Genomic DNA, 22132 nt, shown 5'->3' on the forward strand with positions numbered 1-22132 from the left:
GATGCATCCCGTTGCGCGCAGTGTGTCGTGCGTCTTCCTGCTGCTGTTCACCGCCCCTGCGATAGCCCAGGAAGGCCACTACGGCACCTTCATCGGCGTGGTGGTGGATGTGACGACCCAGAAGCCCATTGCCGACGTCATCGTGACGGCGACCTCGCCCAGTCTCAAAGGCGAGCAGATCGTCGCGACTGACGCGAAGGGCCACTACCGCATCTCCAACCTGCCCACTGGTGAGTACACGCTCCGTTACGAGAGGGAGCGGTACGAAACCTATGAACGCTCCGCCATCCCGCTCCGCACGCGGCACACGCTCCGCGTCAGCGTGAAGATGCTCCCCACGAAGATGGGCAGCTCGACGTTGCGCACGGGCCTGCCTCCGCGCATCGACACGAACGCCACGACCTCGGGCGTGAATGTCGACCAGGGCTTCCTCAAGCGAATCACCGTCGCCCGGACAAGCGGACAGACCCGAGCCTCCCGCTCACTTGAAGAGAGAGACCCGGCCGAACTGGACAGCGACGGGGTGAACATCAACGGTCCGCCGGCTTCCATCCTGCCGTCGAAGCCCGTTCCCACGCCGCCCAGTGCGCCTCGAAACGTCCCCAGCGTTGCGGAGCCCTCCCACCCGAAGACTGAGGTCTCTCCCTTCCACATGTACTTCCAGGGGTATGGCGTCAATCCCACCATCAACACGAAGGAGGAGCGCTTCTCCAACTTCCCCATCGATATCGATTCCGCGTCGTACTCGCTGACGCGGACCTACCTGGAACGCGGAAGGCTCCCCAACGAACAAGCTGTCCGCGTGGAGGAGTTCGTCAACACATTCGACTACGGCTACACGAATCAGGGCACTGAACCCTTCAGTGTCCACATGGAGGGCTTTCCGTCGCCCGTGCGCAAGGGCTACCACGTGCTCCGCATCGGCGTGAAAGCCCGGGAATTTGGCCGCTCGGAGCGCCTACGGAGCAACCTCGTCTTCGTCATCGACGTATCCGACTCCATGGGCCAGGAGAACCGGTTGGACCTGGTGAAGCGAACGTTGTCCCTGCTCGCAAACGAGCTGGGCCCGAACGACCGGGTATCCATCGTCGTGTACGGTTCCTCCGCGCGCACCGTGCTCGAGCCCACGAACGTGACGTACAAGCACTACCTGCGCGATGCCATCTACAGCCTGCGCACCGAGGGAAAAACCAACGTTCAGGCGGGCCTGACGCTGGGCTATTCGCTCGCAGCCTCGCGCCTGCTGAAAGGCGGCATCAACCGCGTCATCCTCTGCTCGGACGGCGTGGACAACACCGATATCACCGACGAGGACAGCATCTGGGCGCACATCCGTGAGCGCGCTGCGGAGGGTATCACCCTGACCACCGTCGGCTTCGGCATCGGCAACTCCAATGACGTCCTGATGGAACGCCTGTCCCACGTGGGCAAGGGCCACTACGCCTACGTGGACCGGCTCGACGAAGCCCATCGCTTCTTTACGCGCGACCTCATCGATTCGCTCCAAGTGGTGGCCAAGGACGTGAAGCTCCAGCTGGAGTTCGACCCGGCGGTCGTGTCCCACTACCGGCTGCTCGGCTACGAGAACCGCATGCTCACCCAGGAGCAGTTCACCGACGACCGCGTGGCCACGGGTCTGGTGGGCTCGGACCATGCCGTCACCGCGCTCTATGAAGTGAAGCTGACCGATTTCGCCTCCTTCTTCGGCACGTTGCGCATTCGCTACACGCCGCCGCTCGGGAGGTTTTCGTTTCTCATCGAAAAGCCGCTGCCCTCCGCGGTCCTGCGCCCCGCCTACGGACGTGCCGCACCACCCACGCGGCTGTCCTACGTGGCCGCCGCCTTCGCAGAGAAGCTGCGTGGCTCCTACTGGGTGCGCCCGCTGACCTATGACGCCTTGTCCTCGCTGTGGGAGGAGATTGGCCAGCCCCTGAAGAATCGCGCGGACGTGGCGGAGCTGGGCGCACTCATCCAGAAGGCGCGTGCCCTGGACCACCGCGAGGACCGCTTCGAGGCTTTCGCCCCGGTGAGCACCATGGACTTCGACCGCGTGCCCACCCTGCCCTGAGTCCTGCGCTCGCGCCTGGTGCGGTCCCCATGCTTCCAGGGTCAATTCCGCCAGGCGCGAGCGGCTGGACGAGCTGGCTCGCGGGGAGCTGGCCTCGCCTCTACAACGCTCGGCCAATATCGAGCTTCACTTACGAAACTGCGGCAGGCAGAAACAGCTCCATGACGACCTGGACGAGTGGAGTCTGCGAAACGAACGGCATCGACATCCACTACCTCCGAACCGGAGGTGCCAACCCTCCCGTCGTTCTGCTCCATGGATTGCTCGGGAGCGGCGCCTGCTGGACTCCCTTGGCGCGCGTGCTCGAAGGAGAATTCGACGTTGTCATGCCCGACGCCAGAGGGCACGGCGGTTCAAGCGCGCCGCACCACGGCTACCGGTACGACGACCACTCGGAGGATGTCGTGGGTCTCATCCGCGGCCTGGAGCTCTCTCGCCCGGTGCTGCTGGGCCACTCGATGGGCGGCATGACCGCCGCGGTGACGGCGAGTCGAGGGGCGGGAGGCATCCGCGGCGTCATCCTGGTCGACCCGACGTTCTTGAGTCCCGAGCGCCAGCGCGAGGTGCGCGACAGCGACGTCGCCGATCAACACCGCCGAGCCCTCGGCTTGCTCAAATCTGAGCTCGTTGCACAGGCCCGAGCCCGAAACCCGCGTCGCTCGCCCGAAATCGTCGAGCTTCTTGCCGAGGCGCGATTGAAAACCCGCCTGGGCGCCTTCGACGTTCTCACGCCGCCCAACCCCGCGTATCGCGACGTGGTGAGCGCGATTGACGTCCCGATCCTCCTCGTCATTGGGGACAGGAGCCCCGTCGTCACGCTCGAGATGGCGACGGAGCTGCGGAGCCTCAACCCACGCGTGCGAATCGAACAGGTACAGGACGCCGCCCACGGCCTTCCGTTTGATCAACCCGAACGACTGGGAGAGGTGGTCGCGTCGTTCTTGCGTGAGCTGGCTTAGCCTTTCAAATCAAGCGGCTGCGCGTCCTCAAGGAGCGGCGCGCCGACTTCCACCTCGCGCTGCTTCAGCCCAGTTGCCGCATCGTGCTCCTGCGCTGAGCTGGACGGAGGGTGTGAAACGAACTCTTAGCTTCTCCACCTCAACCAATCGATCAACGCCCGCAGCGCCGGCGGCGTCTGCCGCCGGCTGGGATGGTAGAGGTGATAGCCGGGGAAGCTGGGGCACCAGTCGTCCATCACCTGGACCAGGCGGCCGCTGGCCAAGTCTTCGGTCACTTCGTGTTCCATCAGATAGCCCAGGCCTGCGCCGGCGCGCACGGCGGACAGGGCCAGCGGCACTTCGTCCACGATCAGCGGGCCGCGCGGGCGGACGTTGAACTCGCGGCCGTCGCGGGCGAACTCCCACGGCAGCAGGCCGCCGCTGCTCTTCATTCGATAACCGATGCAGGCGTGACGCTCCAGGTCGGCGGGCGTCTCAGGCTTGGGGTAGCGGGTGAAGTAGTCCGGCGTGCCGACGACGATGGTGCGCATGTCCGGGCCGACGCGCACGGCGACCATGTCCTTCTCCACGCTCTCGCCGAAGCGGATGCCGGCGTCGAAGCCTTCGGCGACGATGTCGGTCAGGCCGTTGTCGATGTTGACCTCCACCTGCACACCCGGGTTGGCCAGCAGGAAGGCGGGCAGCTTGGGTTCCAGCACCATCTGCGCGGCGGAGGAGAACGTGGTGAGGCGCACGCTGCCGGTCAGCGCCTGGCGCCATGCGCCCAGAGCGTCGAGGCCGTGCTCGATTTCGGCCAGGGCCGGAGCGAGCGATTGCAGCAGGCGTTCACCGGCGTCGGTAGGTGCCACGCTGCGGGTGGTGCGGGCCAACAGCCGCACGCCCAGACGCTCTTCCAGCCCACGCATGGCGTGACTGAGGGCGGAGGGTGACATGCCCAGCGTCGCTGCGGCGCGGGTGAAGCTGCGCTCACGAGCCACGGCGACGAAGGCCATCAAATCATTGAGTTGACGTCGCTCCATTGCTGCAGACTGCTCACAAGCCCATGCGGGCAGCAATGGCTAATCAGGCGTCACGGCGGCTCATAGCCTGTGCGCAAGGTCGCCTTGCTGTGGCGACCACGCACAAAGGAAATCCCGATATGGACCTGACGCATTACCGCAGCCTGGGCTGCTCCGGCCTCCTGGTGAGTCCGCTGGCGCTGGGCACGATGACCTTCGGCGCCGAGCGATGGGGCTCTGGCGAGGCCGCTTCGCGCACCGTGTTCGATGCCTATGTCGAAGCTGGCGGCAATTTCATCGACACCGCCGACATCTACTCGGCCGGACGCAGCGAGGAAATGCTGGGCGGCTTCATGGCCGACGCTGGTGTGCGCGACCGGCTGGTGGTGGCGACCAAGTCGGGCTTTCCGCGCGTCCCGGGCACGCCGACGGCGGGCGGCAATGGCGCCAAGAACATCCGGCTGGCCATCGAGGGCTCGCTCAAGCGCCTGCGCACCGACTACATCGATCTGTACTGGATGCACGTGTGGGATCGCGTAACCCCACCGGAAGAAGTGCTGCAAACCCTCACCAGCGCGGTGCGCGCCGGCAAGCTGCTGCATTACGGCTTCTCCAACACGCCAGGCTGGTACGTGGCGCGCGTGGCGACGCTGGCGCAGGCACACGGCCTGCCGGCACCGGTGGGGCTGCAATACCAGTATTCACTCATCGACCGCGGCGTGGAGCTGGACATCCTGCCGGCCGGCAACGCGCTGGGTCTGGGCCTGGTGCCATGGAGCCCACTGGGTGGTGGCCTGCTGACCGGCAAGTACGGGCGCGACATGCTGGCCCAGGCCAACCGCGCCTCGCGCCTGCCGGGCGATGCCAGTGCCTCAGGAGGTGAGCAGCAGGAAAGCGATGGACGCTTGAATGGCGACAACCCGTTCGGCGGGATGCTGTTCACCGAGCGCAACTTCGACATCGTCGATGCGCTGCGTGCGGTGGCCGACGAGGCCGGGCATTCGATGGCGCAGGTCGCCCTGGCCTGGGTGGCGCAGCGTGCTGGTGTGTCCTCTGTGCTGATCGGCGCCAGCCGCGTGGAGCAGTTGCAGCAGAACATCGCCTCGCTCAAGGTCGCGCTGACGCCCGAACAGCAGCGGCGCCTGGACCAGGCCAGCCAGCCGCCGGTGCTCAACCCGTACTTCATCTTCCAGCTACCGCCGGACATGCTCTTCGGTGCGAAGCACGTGGAGGGTTGGCGCGCGGCATGACGTGTGCCCGCAGGTTCGCGGAGGCGCCAAGAGCGGCGTACGGGCCAGAGCGAAATGTCTGGGAGGACCTGCAACTGCAGCTCGCCCCGGCATGCCGAGGCGCCTTCGCCAGGCCCAAGCGCATGCCTCCGTGACACCGCGTGCAGCTCCACGTGAAGCGCACCGGGGCCTTCCTTCAGTGCGCACTGTCGAGCCCCGCCGCGAAGAGCACGGACGCCTCCGCGAGCTTCACCGTCTCCTGCTGCTTCAGGTGGAGCACGCGCATGTCCTTGAGCGAGCGGAACGCGTCCAGCAACTCCAGGATGCCGCCGCGTCCCTCGCGGTAGGCGTCCTCGGCCATCCGACGCACCGTGGGTAGCCGTTCCACGACGTCGTGCTCCAGACGCGCCAGCGCTGCCTTGCGCCCCTCCAGGACCGCGTGCGCCCGCGCCAGCTCCGCGCGGGCCTCAGCCAGCTCCGCCTCCATCGCGCGCGCCTCGGCCTGCATCTCCGCGGACGCCCGGGCGATGGAGCCCTGGTTCCGGTCGAAAAGCGGCAGCGGCAGGCCCACGCCCACCATGGCGATGGTGCTCTTCTCGTTCCGCGTGAGCATGACACCCGCCGCCACGGATGGCACCGGCAACCGGTCCCGGCGCGCCACGTCCAGGCCGCCGCGCGCCACCGCCTGCCGCGCCCGCGCCGCCACCAGCGAGGGCCGGCGCTGCTGCGCGGACTCCCACAGGAGCGGCAGGTCGGGCAGGGACTCGGTGATGCGCAGCGAGCCCTGTGCCCTCGGGTGCCACCCCTCGATGCCAAGCAGCGCGGCCAGCCGGCCGGAGGCGTCGTCCACGCTGGCGCGCGCGTTCATCACCTCCACTTCCAACGCACGGCTCTCCACTTCGATGCGCTCCACGTCGTACCTGCTGGAGTCGCCCGCTGCCGCGCGGCCCTTCACCACCTTCTCCACGCGCGCCAGGTCCACTGCTGTCTCTTCGAGGACGCGCAGTTCTTCCTGGTTGGTGAGCAGGGCCGCGAAGGCTTCGCGCACGGCCAACGCGCGCTCCGCCAGCGAGGCCTTGACCCGTGCCTGCTCGGCGGACACGTTGCGCTCCGCCAGCTCTCGGCGCACGCCACGCTGCCCGAAGAGCAGCAGGGGCTGCTCCAGCGACAGCTCGTGCACCACCGACGAGCCGGTATTCACGCCCGCTGCCAGCAACTGCGTGCCGTAGCTGAATGACGGGTTGGGCAGGATGCTCGCCTCGGCGCGGCCCGCCGCCGCCACGTCCACGCGTGAGCGCTCGGCCGCGGCCCAGGGACTGCGCTCATCAAGGAGCGCCAGCGCCTGCTCCAGCGTGATTCGCTCCGGAAGCGCGGCCTCGGACCGCTTCTGTTCCATCGTGTGACGGTCCGGCGGAGGAACCTCGGCCTGCTCCGCCCCGGCGCTCCCGGCCGACAGCAGGCCCAGGACGCCCCATGCGATGAACCGCTTCATTCCGTCACCTCCGCCTCGCCCTGAACGCCTTCCGTCACCAACGACAACCATGGAACTCCCTCTGTGCTGAACCCGCTTCTGGCGCCGCACGGCTCCGTCTCCGGTAGCGCCCAGTGGGCACGCACCGGCATGAAGCGCTTCAAGCCGCCATGCACTGAACGCAGGCCACTCCGCAGAACAGGACCGCAGCCGGCGCCACGCCGAAGCGCCTCGATGCACCACCGTTGCCGCGCCTTGCGGTCCGCCATGCCGCGCTTCGCGCCGACATCACCACGGGATGCCACGCTCGGCGGCGACCTCCGAGCTCTCGCCCCGATGAAGCGCCTCATGCCGCCACCTCCGCGGTGGCCTGCTCCGGGCCGTGCCCCTTCGGGCCGATGTGCTCCACGCCCGCATCCAGGCCGTCCTCCTCGTCCTCCCGCGAGCCCGAGGCGGACACACTGTTCCCCACGATGACGGAATAGAAGGCCGGCAGCGCGAACAGCGACACCAGCACCGCCGTCACCAGCCCGCCGATGATGACCACCGCGAAGGGCCGCTGCGTCTCGCTGCCCGCTCCGCTGGAGAGCGCCGCTGGCATCAGCCCAAGCATCGCCAGCAGCGCCGTCATCAGCACCGCGCGGAAGCGGCTTGCCGCTCCCGACGGCAGCGCCAACTCCAGCGCCTCGCCCGCCTTCCGTCGGTCATCCACCGCGCTCACCACCAGCAGCGACGCCAGGCACACCTGCCCCAGCAGCGTGATGAAGCCCACCGCCGCGCTCACCGACAACGGGATGCCCGTGACGGCCAGCGCCAGCACGCCGCCGCACATCGCGAAGGGCGCCCCTGCCAGCACCGCGCCCGCGCTCCGCATGGAGCCCAGCGCCGCGTACAGCAACGCGAACACCACCAGGAAGGAAATCGGCACGATGACCGCCAGCCGCCCCAGGGCGCGCTCCTGGTTCTCGAACTCGCCGCCCCACTTCAGGAACGTGCCCTCCGGCACCGTCACCTCGCGCTCCACCGTGGCCATGGCCTCCTGGATGGTGGAGCCCATGTCCCGGCCCTCCACGTTGAACTTCAGCGCCAGCGTGCGGCTGTTCGCCTCGCGGTTGATGCTCGCGCGGCCCAGCGCCTTCTCCAGCCGCGCCACCTCGCGCAAGGGCACGTGGCCACCTGTGGCCGTGGGCACCAGGATGCTGCCGATGCGCGCCTCGTCGTCCCGCTCCGAGGCCGGCAGGATGACGCGCACCGGGACGGGCCGCTCCTGCTCCCACAGCTCCGTCACCACCCGGCCGCCCAGCGCCGTCTCCACCAGGTCCTGCGCGGTGGACACATCGATGCCGGCTCGCGCCAGCGCGGGGCGGTCCAGCACCACCTGGAGCTGCGGCACGCTGGAGTCGCGGTAGAGCCCCAGGTCCACCACGCCCCGCACCTTCTGGAGCGAGGTGACGGCCTGCTCCAGCGTGCCGCGCATCGCCGCCAGGTCCGTGCCGAAAATCTTCAGCACGACCTTGCCGCGAACGCCGCTGATGGCCTCCTCCACGCTGTCCTTGATGGGCTGCGAGAAGTTGAAGCTGACGCCCGGAATCTCCAGCAGCGAGGCACGCATCTCCCGCACCAGCCGCTCCTTGTCCCAGCCCTCGCGCCACGTCTCCTCGGGTGTGAAGCGGACGAACGTCTTCCCCATGTTGACGGCCTCGTTGTCCGTGCCGTCCTCGGGGCGTCCCTGCTCGACGAGCACCTCCTTCACCTCGGGGAAGTCCAGCAGCCGTCGCCGCACCTCCAGGAGGATGTCCGCGCCCTTGCCCAGGGAGATGCTGGCCGGCATCTCCACGAAGATGTTGATGTCCCCCTCGTCCAGCTCCGGGAGGAACTCACTGCCCACGCGCGAGCCCACCACGCCGGTGAAGAGCACCAGCGCCGCCATGCTCGCGAACACCAGCGCCTTGCGCGGCATCAGCCACGTCACCGCGCGGGCGTAGCCGTCCCGCAGCGTGCCCAGCAGCTTCGGCTCCTTCACCTCCGCGTCCTTCGGCCGCAGCAGCAGCGCGCACAGGGCGGGCACCACCGTCAGCGCGAAGACGAGCGCCCCCACCAGCGCGAAGCTGTACGTCAGCGACAGCGGCCGGAAGATGCGGCCCTCCACGCGCTCCAGCGTGAAGACGGGGATGAGCGCGGCGATGATGATGGCCATGGCGAAGAAGGTCGGCCGCGCCACGTCCAGCGCCGAGTGCAGGATGAGCCCCAGCATCTCCCTGCGCCGCCGCGGCCGCTTCACCCCCGCCTCGTGCAGCACGTTCTCCACCAGCACCACCGCGCCGTCCACGAGGATGCCGAAGTCGATGGCGCCCATGGAGATGAGGTTGGCGGGCAGCCCCACCAGCTTCAGGCCGATGAAGGCCGTCAGCAGCGCCAGCGGGATGACGGACGCGACGATGAGCGAGCAGCGCAGGCTGCGCAAAAACAGCCACGCCACCGCGACCACCAGCAGCGCGCCGTGCAGCAGGTTGTGGTGCACCGTGGACAGCGTGTGCCCCACCAAGTCGTTTCGGTCGTAGAAGGGCTCGATGCGCATGCCCTTGGGCAGCACCCGCGCGTTGAGCTCCTCCACCTTCGCGTGTACGCCCTCCAGCACCGTGCTGGGGTTCTCCCCGCGGCGCAGCAGCACGACGCCCTCGGTGACGTCCATGTCCAGGTTGTGGCTCACCGAGCCCCGGCGCGGCGTGTGCGACGCCACCACCCGCGCCACGTCGCCCACCGTCACCGGCGTGCCGTCCTCGCTCTTGAGGACGATGCTCTGCACGTCTCGCGCGTCCCGCAGGTAGCCCACGCCGCGGATGAGGAGCTCCTGGTCGCCCTGGCGCAGGAAGCCGCCGCCCACGTTGCGGTTGGAGCGCTCCAGCGCCTCGGTGACGCCCGCCAGCGTCAGCTCGTGCGCGAGCAGCCGCGACGGGTCCACCTGGACGTGGAACTCCTTGAGGAAGCCGCCCAGGCTGAGCACGTCCGCCACGCCGGGCACCTGGCGCAGGTGCCGCGCGATGTTCCACTCCATCTCCGAGCGCGTCTCGGTGAGTGTGTGCCGGTCGCTCAGCACGCGGAACTGGTAGATCTTGCCCAGCGGCGTGGCCTCGGGCGCCAGGCGCACGTCGGCGCCCTCCGGCATGTCCGCGGTGGACATGCGCTCCCCGACGATGGTGCGCGCCCGGAACGGGTCCACGCCGTCATCGAAGGTGAGGAAGATGAGCGACAGCCCGAAGAGGCTCTCGCTGCGCATCTGCACCATGCCCGGCGTGCCGTTGAGCACGCGCTCCAGGGGCACCGTCACCTGCCGCTCGATTTCCTCGGGCGCCAGCCCGGGCATCTGCGCGATGACGTTCACCTGGAGGTTGGTGACATCCGGAAACGCCTCCACGGGCGTCTCCAGGTAGGCCTTCACGCCGAAGAGGCCGATGCCCAGCGTCAGCAGCAGGACGGGCAGGCGGCTCCGGACACAGAACGCGATGAGTGCTCGCAACATGGGTAGAGGTCCTCGCCGCGCTCAGAGAAGTTGATCCGCCGCGCCATCCAGCAGCAGCGCGCCCCGGGTGACGACGGGCTCCCCGGGTGACAGGCCCGCGATGACCTGCACCCGCCCGTCCACCGGCTGGGCGACGACGACGGGCCGCCGCACGAAGGTGCCCGTGCCCTCCTGCACGTACACCACCGAGTCCCTGCCGTTGCGCAGCAGCACCGCCTCCACCGGCAACGTCAGGCTGGCGTCCGGTGAATCGATGCGCGCGCGCCCGAACATGCCGGGGCGCAGCCCCGCCACGGGCGCATCCAGGGTGATGCGCACCGGCGCCGTGCGCGAGCCGCCCGCCACCACCGCGCCCACCGAGTCCACCTTCCCCTCCAGCGGCGCGTGCACGGACGGCAGCGTCACCCGCACCCGCGCGCCCTCGCGCACCCGGGGCAGGTCGCGCTCGAACACGTCCGCCACCACCCACAGCGCCGAGGGGTCTCCCACCTCCACCAGCACGTCCCCGCCCGGCTGCACGGCGATGCCCTCCGCCGCGCTCCGGCTCAGCACCGTGCCCGCCAGCGGCGCGCGCAGCACCACCGTGGTGCCGCTGCCCGCGCCCACGAAGCCCACGGATGCCTGGGCCCGCGCCAGCTCCGCCTGCGCCTCCGCCAGCCGCGTCTCCGCCGACAGCCGCTCGCGCTCGGTCGTCACGCCCTGCGCGAACATGCGCGCCTCGCGCTCGAAGGCGGACTGGGCCTCTCGCAGCGCCGCCGTCGCCGTGGCCACCGCCGTACGCGCCGCCGCCGCCTCCGGGCAGTCCAGCGTCACCAGCGCGTCTCCCGGCTTCACCGTGTCGCCGGTGCGCACGTGCACGCTCACCACCCGGCCCGCCAGCGGCGCCACCAGGCGGGACAGCGCCCCGTCCCGGAAGGCCACGCGCGCCGGGGCCTGGAGCGCCGCGCTGCTGGCGTCCGCCTTCACCGGGGTGACGGTGACGAAGGCCTGGGAGGCCTCGGAGAGCCGCACCACCCCCTCCTTCAAGGGAGCGGGCGCGGCGCGCTCGGGAGGGGCGGGAGGAGTGGCCGCGCCCGAGCAGGCGGCGGAGGCGGCCCAGAGGCCAAGGAGCAGGGTCCGATTCATGCCCAGCCCCCTGGGCAAGTCCCGGTCCACCGCGTCAAAGCCTCAACCCACTGGAATCATTCAGGAAGCTCAAGCCCAGCGAGCAGGCGTGACTGGTGCTTATTGAACCACCTGTGCACTTTCGCCACAGTGCCCGGCGTGCGCATCTCCACGAAACTGGGACTGGGCCTGACGCTGACGAGCGCCATCATCCTGGGCTCCTACGGCTACAGCCAGCTCCGGAAGGAGGAGGACGAGCTGCGCACGGCCACCGAGCAGGCGACGCGCCTGCTGGCCACGGCGCTCCAGGTGGCCATGGAGAACGCGCTGCGCGACGGGCAGGCCGCGGACGTCAACGAAATCCTCGAGTCGCTGGAGCACCGGGACCCCACCGTGGACCTGTTCGTCTTCGACGCGCGGGGCACGGTGGTGGTGCGCTCGCCGGGCAGCACCCAGACGCTGCCCCTGGTGGAGGACGCGTCTTCACGGGTGCTGCAGACGCGCCACTCGCTCACCGACTTCACGGGCCCCGACAGGCTGGCCCACCTGCTCGTCGTGCTGCCCCTGCTCAGCGATGACGGCGCGTCGGTGGGCGCGCTCGCGGTGGTGAAGCCGCTGGACGGGCTGCGGCAGGACCTGGCGTCCACCACGCGCACCACCGTGCTGTCGGTGCTGACGCTCATCGCCGGCATCTCCGTGGTGGGCTGGCTGCTGCTGATGCTCTACCTCCAGCAGCCCCTGGAGCGGGTGGTGCGGGCGATGCGCGCGGTGCGCGGCGGCGACTTCACCGCCACCGTGACGGCGGGCGGCGAGGACGAGGTGGGTGAGGTGGTGCATGCCTTCAACGCCATGGTGAAGGAGCTGGGCGAGGCGCGGCAGCGGCTGGCGGCCGAGGCGGACTCGCGGCGCGCGCTGGAGGCCGGGCTGCGGCGCGTGGACAAGCTCGCCGCCGTCGGACAGCTCTCCGCGGGGCTGGCGCACGAAATCGGCTCGCCGCTGCTCATCCTCAACGGGCGGGCCCAGGCGCTGGCCGCGCGCGAGGAGCTGCCGGAGGACGTGCGGCGCAACGCGCGCATCCTGGTGGAGCAGTCGGGGCGCATCGAGCGCATCGTCCGCCAGCTATTGGACCTGGCGCGCCGCAAGCCCTCCCGGCTGGAGCCGCTGGACGCGCTCGCCTCGGTGCGCGCGGTGGTGGAGCTGCTGGCGTTCGACGCGCGCAAGCGCGACGTCCGGCTGACCTTCCACCCCGAGGAGCCCCTGCCGCGCGTCCTGGCGGATGGCGATGGCCTGCAGCAGGTGACGCTCAACCTGCTCACCAACGCGCTGCGCGCCACGCCCCGGGGCGGAGCGGTGCGGGTGACGCTGAAGCCCTCCACCTTCCAGCCCGCTCCCGGCCTGCGCGAGCGCCACGGCGTGAGCCTCCACGTGGAGGACACGGGCGTGGGCATGGACGCGGCGGCGCTGGAGCGTGTCTTCGAGCCCTTCTTCACCACCTGGGGCGCCCACGGCGGCACGGGCCTGGGCCTGCCGGTGGTGAAGGCCATCGTCGCCGAGCACGGCGGCGCCGTGGCGGTGACGTCACGCGAAGGCCAGGGCACTCATTTCATCGTGCACATTCCTTCCGCGACGGAAGCGGAAATGGGGGCGGTATGAGCACTCCCAGGAAGCGCCTGCTCATCCTGGACGATGACGCGGGTGTGGTGGACTTCCTCTGCGAGAGCCTGGACGCGCGGGGCTACGAGACGGTGGGGCGCACCTCGCCCGAGGAGGCGCTGGCCCTCTTCGAGCGCGAGCCCTTCGACCTGGTCATCACCGACGTGGAGATGCCCCGCATGCGCGGCACGGAGGTGCTGGAGGCGCTGCTGGCGCGCAAGCCCGGACAGCTGGTGGTGCTCATCACCGCCTTCGGCAGCGTGGAGCTGGCGGTGGCGGCGGTGAAGGCGGGGGCCTGCGACTTCGTCACCAAGCCCTTCAACATCGACGCGCTCGTCCTCACGCTGGAGCGCGCCTTCCGCGAGCGGCAGCTCCGCCGCGAAATCGTGCGCCTGCGCGCTTCCGTCCCGGGGGACACGCCCGGGGGGCTGGTGGCCCGCAGCCCCGCCATGCAGAAGGCGCTGGAGGTGTCCCGCCGCGCGGCGCGCAGCGACGCCACCGTGCTGCTCACCGGCGAGACGGGCACCGGCAAGAGCGCCCTGGCGCGCTTCATCCACGAGTCCAGCGCCCGGCGCACCCAGCCCTTCCTCCAGCTCAACTGCGCCGCCCTGCCCGCGGGCCTCGCGGAGAGCGAGCTGTTCGGCGCGAAGCGGGGCGCCTACACCGACGCGCGAGAGGACCGGGCCGGCGTCTTCGTCTCGGCCGGCGGCGGCACGCTGTTCCTGGACGAGGTAGGCGAGCTGTCTTTGGAAGTGCAGGCCAAGCTGCTCCAGGCGCTGGAGACGGGGCGCGTGCGGCCCCTGGGCGCGAGCACGGAGACGCCGGTGCGCGCCCGCGTGCTGGCCGCCACCAACCGGCCGCTGGAGACGCTGCTGCGCGAGGGCCGCTTCCGCGCGGACCTCTACTACCGCCTCAACGTCATCCGCATCGAGGTGCCCCCGCTGCGCGAGCGGCGCGAGGACATCCTCCCGCTGGTGGACTTCTTCCTCGGCCGGCTGGGCGAGCAGCAGCAGCGCGAGGTGCTGGGCGTGTCCGCCAGCGCGATGAAGCGCCTGCTCGCCCACGCGTGGCCCGGCAACGTGCGCGAGCTGGCCAACCTGCTGGAGCGCGCGGTGGCCCTGGCGGACCATGACACGCTGGTGCCGGAGGACTTCGACCTGCCCGGCGGCGACAGCGGCCTGACGTCGCTGCTGAACCGTGCCTCGGGCGAGGACGCATCCCTGGAAGAGGTGGAGCGCGCCTACGTGCGCCAGGTGGTGGAGGCGCAGGGGGGCAACAAGGCCGCCGCCGCGCGCATCCTCGGCATCAACCGGCGCACGCTGTACCGCAAGCTGGACCTGGACGAGTGAGGCCGCGCCCTCAGTCCGCCAGGGGCATGCCCCAGTCCGGCTGGCCGCGCTCGCCCAGCACCCAGCGGTAGACCTCCAGCACCTGGTCCGCCTTCGCCTTCCAGGTGAAGTGCTTGAAGATGCGCTCCCGGGCGCGCTCGCCCATGGGCCGGATGACGGACGGGTCCGCCGCCAGCTTCGTGAGCACCTCGCGCACGCGCACGACGATTTCCTCCGGCGTGCCCATGGGGATGGCGAAGCCCGTGGCCGGGCTCACGATTTCGCCCGGCCCGCCGTAGTCCATGACGATGGGCACCAGCCCCAGCGCCATGGCCTCGCACACCACCGCGCCGCCGAACTCGCGCACGCTGGGGAAGCCGAAGATGTGATTCTTCGCCAGCCGGCCCTGGAGCTCGTGGTGCTTCACCCAGCCGGCGAAGGTGACACCGGACTCGATACCCTCGCGCGCCGCCTGCGCGCGGAGGTTGGCCATCTCCTGCCCGTCACCGATGTACTCCAGCACCACCTTGCCCTCGCGGATGAGCGGCGCGGCGGCCTCCATCAGCATGGCCATGCCCTTGTAGGGCACGAAGCGGCCCACGAAGGCCACCCGCAGCGGCAGCTCCACCGGCCCCTCCGACTTCGCCGAGCCGAAGCGCCGCGTGTCGATGGCGTTCTCCGGCACGTACACCGTCTTGCCCTGCCACCGCGCCGACACCTGGCTGCGCGTGGCGCGCGAGCCGGTGAGGATGGCCGCCGCGTTCTCGCGCGTGGACTTGTAGAAGGGCATCAGCTTGTAGACGTCCCGCACATAGCTGAGCCACTCCTTCTCCCGCCGCCGCGCGCCGCCAAAGCCCTTGGGCCACGGCAGGCCGCCGTTGAGCGGGCCCATGACGAAGGGCACCCCGGCCTTCTTGCAGCGCGCCGCCAGCGTGCTGGGCGTGGTGGGGCTGATGGGCGTGTAGCGGTGCACCAGGTCGAACTCGCCCGCCTCGATACGCGGGCCGAAGCGGCGCCAGAGCACCTCCTCGAAGTAGTAGTAGGGCAGCGCGCTCAGCGCGGTGGCCGTCGTCCAGCCCACCCCGGAGCTACCCCGCAGCACCTCGCCCACCTTGTCGAGCGGCTTCTCCACCGGCGTGGAGTCCAGCGCGGTGAACCGCGAGCCCTCCTGCACGCCCTGCTTGAGGATGTTCTCCCGGTTGCGCACGTGGGTGACCAGGTGCACGTCCGCCACGTCGGCCAGCGCACGGTAGAGCGACCAGCCCTCCAGCGGGACGCTCACCCAGTCGGGGTTGCACAGCTCGGCAATCAGGAGGACGCGTGGGCGGGGGGCAGGCATACGTGCCACTCCATCTATCCCAACCCGTGTCCCGGATGTAGCCTCCTCCGGTCCCGATGTACGCACCCCACCGGCCGCCCTACCTGCGCTTCGCCGCGCTGCTCGCCTTCCTGGTGCTGGCCACCGTGGGCGGCGCCGCCATCCACCCCGTGGTCGCATTGGCCCCGGTGCTGGGCGTGGGGGTGGTGTGGGTCATCCTGAAGGTCCCGATACGCTACCCGGTGTTGGTGGTGACCTGGCTCGTCCTGGCCGTGGACTACGTGCCGGAGCGCCCGCAGTCCGGGCTGTGGCCCTCACCGCTCTACCCGCTGGGCGAGCTGATGTTCGCGCAGCTCAGCTACATCACCAAAATCGGGGCGCTGCGCTTCCCGCTGGTGGACGTGCTCATCGTCGGGCTGCTGGGGCTGGCCATCTACCGGCGGGTGACGAAGTCCACCATCGACCCGGAGCCCCTGCCCATGCCCCGGCCGCTCATCGCGGCGGTGGCGCTGTCCCTCATCGCCATCCTCTGGATGGAGGTGCGGGGCATCGCCCGGGGCGGGGACTTCAAGAACTCGCTCTGGCAATGGCACCAGGCCGCGATGATGCCCTTCATCGTGGCGATGTATCACTACGCCATGCGGGGCCCGGAGGACTGGCCCGCCTTCGCGAAGACCATCATCCTGGCCGGCCTCACCAAGTCCGCGGTGAGCACCTACTTCGCCATGGTGGTGGTGCACCAGCTGGGTGTGGAGGTGGAGTACACCACGTCCCACTCCGACTCGATGACGTTCATCTTCGCCCTGCTGGTGGCGACGACGCGCTTCATCGAGAGGCCCAAGTCGGCGCACATGCTGCGCGGCCTGGTCATCATCGCCCTCATCGCCATTGGCATGGTCTTCAACGACCGGCGCCTGGCCTATGTCAGCTTCGGCGGCTGCATGCTGGCCGCCTTCCTCATCAACCCCTGGACGCCGCTGAAGCGGTTCCTCGTGCGCCTGACGCCCTTCTTCGCGCCGCTCGTCGCCGTGTACATCGCGGTGGGGTGGAGCTCGGGCTCGTCCGTGTTCTCGCCGGTGCAGACCATCCGCTCGCTGATTGAAGGCCAGGGCGGCGAGGGCAACCTGGACTACCGCGACATCGAGAACCTGGACGTCATCGCGACGTGGGCCCAGTTCCCGATTCTCGGCACCGGCTACGGGCACGAGTTCCTGGAGCCCATCCCGCTGCCGGACATCGCCTTCGTCTTCCCGCAGTACCGCTACCACCCGCACAACTCGCTGCTGGGGCTGTTCGCCTTCGGGGGGATGCTGGGCTACACGGGCGTGTGGATGTACCTGGCCGTCACCATCTACCTGGTGGTGCGCGCCTACCACCGCACCCATGAGTCGGAGTACCGCTCCGCGGCGCTCATCATCGTCGGGCTGGTGGCCACGTACATCAACCAGGTCTTCGGCGACATGGGCATCATCTCGTACATCTGCACGTTCCAGATATCGCTGGCCGTGGCGATGACGGGGAAGCTCGCCGTGCACACCGGCGCGTGGCCCATGCCGCGCAGCCGGCTGCTGGGCCCCGCCGCCACCGCGCCGCTGCCACCGCCGGGCGCCATCGTCTACCCCAACGACGACGCCCCGGCCGCGCGCCAGCAGCGCTGAGCCTCACGTCGCGGGCTTGTCCTGCGCCGCGGGCAGCACGACATGGAAGGTGCTGCCCGAGCCCTCGCCGCCGGGGGACTCCGCCCAGATGCGACCGCCGTGGCGCTCGACGATGCCGCGGGCGATGGACAGCCCCAGCCCGAGCCCGCCGTAGGAAACCCCGTGCGCGCGGCTGAAGCGCTCGAAGATGTGCTCCAGCTTCCCGCCCGGAATCCCCAGCCCGTGGTCCACCACCTCCACGTGCACGCGCCCATCCTCCTCGCGCGCCGCGAGCCGGATGCGCCCGCCCTCCGGCGAGTAGCGCAGCGCATTGGAGACGAGGTTGGTGAACACCTGGTCCAGCCGCTCGCGGTCCCCCGGCACCACCAGCCCCTCGGGCGCGTCCAGCTCGATGCGCTGGCCCTCGGTCAGCGGCTCGAAGTGCTCGGCCACGTCGCGCAGCAGCGCGCCCACGTCCAGCGCCGTGGGCTCCAGGTCCAGCTCGCCGCGCTGGATGCGCCCCACGTCGAGCAGGTTCTCCACCAGCTTCGCCATCCGGTTGACGCTGCGGTGGAGGCCCTGCAGCGCCTTGTCCATGCCCGGCGCCAGCGTGTCACCCGCCTTCAGCGTGGCCAGGTGCGCGTAGCTCCGCGCCGCCTGGAGCGGCGTGCGCAGCTCGTGCGCCGCCATGGTGAGGAACATGTCCTTGGCCTCGCTGGCCGCCCGCAGCGTCTCCACCGCCTGGCGCGCGTCGTCCACGTCCGTCGCCGTGGAGACCCAGCCCATGAGCTGGCCCCGCTCGTCCCGCTCCGGAATGGTGCGCGTCAGGAACCAGCGGTACTCCCCCGCCGCGCGCCGCAGCCGGCACTCCTGCTGCAATGGCTGGCCCGAGCGCTGGGCCACCTGCCAGGCGGAGCGCAGCACCGGGACGTCGTCCGGGTGGAGGCAGCGCAGGGTGGCCTTCCACTGCCGCCCCTGCTCGGGCGTCAGCCCCGCGTAGTCCAGCCAGCCGCGGTTGGCGTAGCCGATGGTGCCGTCCACCAGCAGCTCCCAGACGAACTGGGGCATGGTGTCCACCAGCCGGCGGAAGCGCAGCTCGCCCTGCTGCTCCAGCATCCGCCGCTCGCGCTCCCACAGCGCGGCCTCGTGCCGCTGGAGCCGCTGCTGCTGGAGGTACAGCCCGACGAAGGCGTCCACCTTCCAGCGCAGCACGTCCGGGTGGAAGGGCTTCACCACGTAGTCCGCCGCGCCGACCGCGTAGCCTTGCACCAGGTTGGCCTCGTCGCGGTTGTGCGCGGTGAGGAAGATGATGGGCGTGTAGCGCGTGCGCTGGCGCTGGCGGATGAGGCGGGCCGTCTCGAAGCCGTCCACGCCGGGCATCTGCACGTCCAGCAGGATGACGGCGAACTCCTCCTGAAGCAGCCACCGCAGGGCCTCGGGGCCGGAGGTCGCCCGCACCAGCCGCTGGCCCAGTGGCTCCAGGACAGCCTCCAGCGCGAGCAGGTTCGCCGCGTTGTCGTCCACCAGCAGGACGGACGCTTGGAACGTGGGTCGCTCGGGCGCAGTCACCCGCCATGCCTCCCTTCGTGCCTGAATCCCAGGCGGTAATGCGTCCCCGGTGATCTGGCAACGGGCCCAGCCCGCTCCGCCCGCTGGCGACCGGGAGGCAGGCGGATGCCTCCGCCCCCGGTGTCAGTCAGGACGTGCCCATCATGGTCCTGGCATGGGTGCCCCACCAGTCCGCGCAGGGCCTTCGCCAGGCCAGTGACGGCCCGGCAACACCTTCCAGCGCGGAGAGGGCATCCTACCGTGTGGCCCGCTACACCACCGCCCGCTGCAGCATCTGTGCGAGCATGTCCGCGCTGCGCTCGCTGCTGAACGTCGTCTCCACCTTGCGGCGGCCCGCCTCGCCCAGCCGCTGCGCCTCCTGGGCGTCGCGCGCCACGGCCTCCAGCTTGTCCGCCAGGACCTGGGGCTGCTGCGGGGGCACGAGGATTCCGTCCACGCCGTCATCCACCAACTCCGGCACACCGCCCGCGCCCGTCACCACCACGGGCACGCGCATGGCCATGGCTTCCATGATGGCGACGCCCAGCGGCTCCTGGAGGCTGGCCAGCGAGAAGATGTGCGCGCGCTCGATTTCGCCGCGCACCGTGTCCTCGTTCACCGCGCCCAGCAGCGTCACCGCGTCGCCCAGGCCCGTCTCCTTCAGCCTGGCCTCCAGCACCTTGCGGTAGGTGGTGCCGCCCGCCTCGTCCTCGCCCGCGATGGCCAGCCGCGCGTCGAGGCCCTTCGCGCGCAACAGCCCCACCGCGTCGATGAGGTCCGCGTGGCCCTTGCAGGGGTTGAGGCGGCCACAGGAGAAGATGCGCAGCGGCCCCTCGCCCGTCCACGGCGTGTACGCCACGGAGCGGTTGAACTTGCGCAGCTCCACGCCCATGGGCGCCAGCTCGATGCGCGGCGGCAGCGCGCCGGCCAGCGCGTCATTCACCTCCTGGAGCAGCTTCTTCGTAATCACGAAGGCGAACTTCGCGTGCCGCCACTTCTCGCGCTGGTTGGGGCCGTAGTCGTCCAGCGGCCCATGCAGCGTCAGGCTGTACGTCAGGCCCGACAGCAGGTGCGCGAAGAGCGCCACATGCGCGGCGTTGGCGCACGAGTGCACGTGCACGTGCGACCAGCCGCGCTCCCGCGCCAGCGACGCCAGCCGGCCGCCCATCACTGCGAAGGCCAGCAGTTGCGCGCGGCCCTTCGCGTCCAGCCCCTCCGCGCGGGCGATGGACGCCAGGCACCGGGCCCAGCCCGAGGGCATGGCGCGCGCCACCTCCGCGGCGGCCTTGGCGACTCCCAGCGGCCCGGGCGGCGCGAGGTACTCCGTGCGCGCCATGGCTTCCTGGGCCCAGCGATGCGAGATGATGCGCGCGGGCGGAGGACGCGTGGACACCAGCTCCGGCGACACGCCCTTGCCCGGCAGCGCCTGCAGCTCGCGCCAGAAAAAGATGTGCGTCTGTCCGGGGAACTCGGGAATCAGGTAGCCAATCTTCTGCACGCGAATGGCATAACACGCCTGCCTGCCCCTGCCACGGCGTGGGTAGCGCGGCACCCAGTCCGAGACGTGGCCTTCACGTGCGCGGGTACGGCGCAGGGGCTGGAGGCTCCCGGCGGGTTGGCCGCGAAGCGCGCGGCGCGATGGAACGCCGCTTCCGGGGCCGCCCGTCACACGGCGCTCCCCCAGCAGGGATGCGGGCCGGCGCGCCCTGGACTGCCCGGAGAGGCCGTTGGGCCGGCGCCACGCGTTGCGCTATACCGAGCGCCTCCCCATGGCCGCAGACTCCAGCGCACCACCCGCCGACGCCACGCCCACCGACAGCGCCATTCCTTCTCCGGCGCTGCAACGGCTGTGGTTCGCCCTGGAGCGCCACGCCTGGCGCTCCCTCACCGTGGTGCCGGCCCACCCTGGCGCGCCCGCGCTGGAGGCCGCCATGGCGGTGCTGGAGGCCGGCGCGCCCTACGCCTACACGCAGAAGATCCACCTCGAGGACGCCACCGGCCTGTCGCCCACGGCCGCCGCGCAGAAGGTGCTGGAGCTGCGCGAGCGCGTGTCCCGGGGTGAGCGCGTCGTCGTCGTCATCGACTCGCTGGTGACCCACCCGGCCAGCCTGCCCCTGGCGCTCGCCGCCGACGGCTGCCTCCTCTGCGTCACCCTGGGCGAGACGGACTTCGGCGCCGCCAACAAGACCCTGGACTTCGTGGGCCGCGAGCGCTTCCTCGGCAGCGTCACCTTTCCCCGGCTGACGAAGAAGCAGCGCCGGGCGTCTTCCCAGAAGAAGAAGCCATGACCTCCGCCCCCGCGCCCCGGCTCAGCGTCGTCATCGCCACGTACAACCGGCTGCCGCTCATCACCCGGCTGCTGTGGCAGCTCGCCGGGCAGACGCTGCCGGCCGAGCAGTTCGAGGTCGTCGTGGTGGACGACGGCTCCAGGGAGCCCGCGCGCGAGCCGCTGCAGGCCCTGGCCCTGCCCTACACCCTGCGCGTGGAGGTGCAGCCCAACGCCGGCGCCGCCGCCGCCCGCCACCGGGGCGTCCTGGCCGCGCGGGGCGAGGTGGTGCTCGTCACCGACGACGACATGCAGGTGGCGCCGGACTTCCTGGAGCGGCACCTGGCGCACCACCCGGCGGGCTCGCGCACCGTGGTGCTGGGCCGCATCCGCCCCGACCCGTCCATTGGCGACATGCCGCTGTTCGAGCGCTGGTACGCGTACCTGAACAACCGCATGGCCGAGGAGCTCTCCGCCCCCGGCGCCCGCGCCCGTGGCGTCCACCTGTTCACCGGCAACGTGTCCTTCCCCCGCGCGGACTACGTGGGCGTGGGCGGCTTCGACAAGTCCCTGGGCCAGTCCGAGGACGTGGAGCTGGGCGTGCGGCTGGAGAAGGCCGGCTGCGCCTTCGTCTTCGCCCGGGACGCCTACGTGCTGCACGGCAGCGACCACGTGTCCTTCGAGCGCTGGCTGAAGCGCGCCCACCGCTACGGCATGTTCGACACGCAGGTGGCCCGGAAGCACCCGGACGTGCGCGACGTCAATCCGTGGCGGCTGCTCTTCCAGACGAACCCCCTCACCCGCCCGCTGCTGGCCGCGACCCTCGTGGCGCCGGATGCGTCGCGCGTGCTGACGCGCGCGGTGATGCACGCCGCCAACGCCGCGGACAGGCTGGGGCTGGAGAAGGCCGCCTTCGCCGGCACCTCGGTGGTGTACGGCATGGAGTATCTGCGCGGCGCGCGCGGCGAGGCTGGCGGCTGGACGGGCATCGCCCGCGAGGTCGCCCGCTACCTGCAGGGCCGGGGGGAGTAGT

Annotated in this window: 15 protein-coding genes; 8 read left to right on the forward strand and 7 right to left on the reverse strand. The window is 70.5% G+C overall.

Annotated elements, in window-relative coordinates; genetic code table 11:
* Window position 1: 1 nt before the first annotated feature.
* Window positions 2-2068, forward strand: coding sequence for a YfbK domain-containing protein (locus tag VZL07_RS14050; RefSeq protein WP_426756030.1), 2067 nt, complete (start codon window positions 2-4; stop codon window positions 2066-2068).
* Between the two features lie 161 nt (window positions 2069-2229).
* A complete protein-coding gene (locus VZL07_RS14055; protein WP_426756031.1) occupies window positions 2230-3027 on the forward strand; it encodes an alpha/beta fold hydrolase in 798 nt (265 codons plus the stop codon).
* Between the two features lie 125 nt (window positions 3028-3152).
* Here VZL07_RS14055 and VZL07_RS14060 read toward each other — a convergent pair whose 3' ends face one another.
* Window positions 3153-4046, reverse strand: a complete 894-nt coding sequence (locus VZL07_RS14060; protein ID WP_426756032.1) for a LysR family transcriptional regulator — start codon at window positions 4044-4046, stop codon at window positions 3153-3155.
* 119 nt (window positions 4047-4165) lie between these two features.
* Here VZL07_RS14060 and VZL07_RS14065 point away from each other — a divergent pair, with 119 nt between their 5' ends.
* Window positions 4166-5275, forward strand: a complete 1110-nt coding sequence (locus VZL07_RS14065; RefSeq protein ID WP_426756033.1) for an aldo/keto reductase — start codon at window positions 4166-4168, stop codon at window positions 5273-5275.
* A gap of 175 nt (window positions 5276-5450) precedes the next feature.
* On the opposite strand, the gene VZL07_RS14070 is transcribed toward VZL07_RS14065, so the two are convergent.
* The 3 genes from VZL07_RS14070 to VZL07_RS14080 form a co-directional block, all read right to left on the reverse strand.
* A complete protein-coding gene (locus tag VZL07_RS14070) occupies window positions 5451-6746 on the reverse strand; it encodes a TolC family protein (protein ID WP_426756034.1) in 1296 nt (431 codons plus the stop codon).
* 325 nt (window positions 6747-7071) lie between these two features.
* Window positions 7072-10245 carry an efflux RND transporter permease subunit gene (locus tag VZL07_RS14075; RefSeq protein WP_426756035.1) on the reverse strand — a complete coding sequence of 1058 codons (3174 nt, stop codon included), beginning with the start codon at window positions 10243-10245 and terminating at the stop codon, window positions 7072-7074.
* Between the two features lie 21 nt (window positions 10246-10266).
* A complete protein-coding gene (locus tag VZL07_RS14080) occupies window positions 10267-11370 on the reverse strand; it encodes an efflux RND transporter periplasmic adaptor subunit (protein WP_426756036.1) in 1104 nt (367 codons plus the stop codon).
* A gap of 138 nt (window positions 11371-11508) precedes the next feature.
* Here VZL07_RS14080 and VZL07_RS14085 point away from each other — a divergent pair, with 138 nt between their 5' ends.
* Both VZL07_RS14085 and VZL07_RS14090 read left to right on the forward strand, forming a co-directional pair.
* Window positions 11509-13002, forward strand: a complete 1494-nt coding sequence (locus VZL07_RS14085; protein WP_426756037.1) for an ATP-binding protein — start codon at window positions 11509-11511, stop codon at window positions 13000-13002.
* Window positions 12999-14351, forward strand: coding sequence for a sigma-54-dependent transcriptional regulator (locus VZL07_RS14090; RefSeq protein WP_426756038.1), 1353 nt, complete (start codon window positions 12999-13001; stop codon window positions 14349-14351). The genes VZL07_RS14085 and VZL07_RS14090 overlap by 4 nt, the downstream gene beginning before the upstream one ends.
* A gap of 10 nt (window positions 14352-14361) precedes the next feature.
* On the opposite strand, the gene epsH is transcribed toward VZL07_RS14090, so the two are convergent.
* Window positions 14362-15669, reverse strand: coding sequence for an exopolysaccharide biosynthesis glycosyltransferase EpsH (gene epsH / locus VZL07_RS14095; RefSeq protein WP_426756039.1), 1308 nt, complete (start codon window positions 15667-15669; stop codon window positions 14362-14364).
* Between the two features lie 56 nt (window positions 15670-15725).
* Here epsH and wzy point away from each other — a divergent pair, with 56 nt between their 5' ends.
* Window positions 15726-17306, forward strand: a complete 1581-nt coding sequence (wzy, locus tag VZL07_RS14100) for an exopolysaccharide repeat unit polymerase (protein ID WP_426756040.1) — start codon at window positions 15726-15728, stop codon at window positions 17304-17306.
* 3 nt (window positions 17307-17309) lie between these two features.
* Here the strand turns inward: wzy and epsF are convergent, their stop codons facing one another.
* Entirely contained in the window at window positions 17310-18854 is a 1545-nt protein-coding gene (gene epsF / locus VZL07_RS14105; RefSeq protein WP_426756041.1) for a response regulator EpsF, read from the reverse strand.
* A 250-nt stretch (window positions 18855-19104) separates the two neighbouring features.
* Window positions 19105-20331, reverse strand: coding sequence for an exopolysaccharide biosynthesis GT4 family glycosyltransferase EpsE (gene epsE / locus VZL07_RS14110; protein ID WP_426756042.1), 1227 nt, complete (start codon window positions 20329-20331; stop codon window positions 19105-19107).
* Between the two features lie 271 nt (window positions 20332-20602).
* Between epsE and VZL07_RS14115 the strand changes: the two genes are divergently transcribed.
* Both VZL07_RS14115 and epsD read left to right on the forward strand, forming a co-directional pair.
* A complete protein-coding gene (locus tag VZL07_RS14115) occupies window positions 20603-21121 on the forward strand; it encodes a hypothetical protein (protein WP_426756043.1) in 519 nt (172 codons plus the stop codon).
* On the forward strand, window positions 21118-22131 hold the full coding sequence (epsD, locus tag VZL07_RS14120; protein ID WP_426756044.1) for an exopolysaccharide biosynthesis glycosyltransferase EpsD: 1014 nt from the start codon (window positions 21118-21120) through the stop codon (window positions 22129-22131). Before VZL07_RS14115 ends, epsD begins: the two co-directional genes overlap by 4 nt.
* The last annotated feature ends 1 nt before the right edge of the window (window position 22132 follow it).

This window comes from Pseudomyxococcus flavus, assembly GCF_050038885.1.
Taxonomy (GTDB): Bacteria; Myxococcota; Myxococcia; order Myxococcales; family Myxococcaceae; genus Myxococcus; species Myxococcus flavus.

Bases quoted from the DNA above. Each gene is read 5' to 3' on its own strand.
- VZL07_RS14050 (WP_426756030.1), top strand. From the start codon at position 2: ATGCATCCCGTTGCGCGCAGTGTGTCGTGCGTCTTCCTGCTGCTGTTC.
- VZL07_RS14055 (WP_426756031.1), top strand. From the start codon at position 2,230: ATGACGACCTGGACGAGTGGAGTCTGCGAAACGAACGGCATCGACATC.
- VZL07_RS14060 (WP_426756032.1), bottom strand. From the start codon at position 4,046: ATGGAGCGACGTCAACTCAATGATTTGATGGCCTTCGTCGCCGTGGCT.
- VZL07_RS14065 (WP_426756033.1), top strand. From the start codon at position 4,166: ATGGACCTGACGCATTACCGCAGCCTGGGCTGCTCCGGCCTCCTGGTG.
- VZL07_RS14070 (WP_426756034.1), bottom strand. From the start codon at position 6,746: ATGAAGCGGTTCATCGCATGGGGCGTCCTGGGCCTGCTGTCGGCCGGG.
- VZL07_RS14075 (WP_426756035.1), bottom strand. From the start codon at position 10,245: ATGTTGCGAGCACTCATCGCGTTCTGTGTCCGGAGCCGCCTGCCCGTC.
- VZL07_RS14080 (WP_426756036.1), bottom strand. From the start codon at position 11,370: ATGAATCGGACCCTGCTCCTTGGCCTCTGGGCCGCCTCCGCCGCCTGC.
- VZL07_RS14090 (WP_426756038.1), top strand. From the start codon at position 12,999: ATGAGCACTCCCAGGAAGCGCCTGCTCATCCTGGACGATGACGCGGGT.
- epsH (WP_426756039.1), bottom strand. From the start codon at position 15,669: ATGCCTGCCCCCCGCCCACGCGTCCTCCTGATTGCCGAGCTGTGCAAC.
- wzy (WP_426756040.1), top strand. From the start codon at position 15,726: ATGTACGCACCCCACCGGCCGCCCTACCTGCGCTTCGCCGCGCTGCTC.
- VZL07_RS14115 (WP_426756043.1), top strand. From the start codon at position 20,603: ATGGCCGCAGACTCCAGCGCACCACCCGCCGACGCCACGCCCACCGAC.
- epsD (WP_426756044.1), top strand. From the start codon at position 21,118: ATGACCTCCGCCCCCGCGCCCCGGCTCAGCGTCGTCATCGCCACGTAC.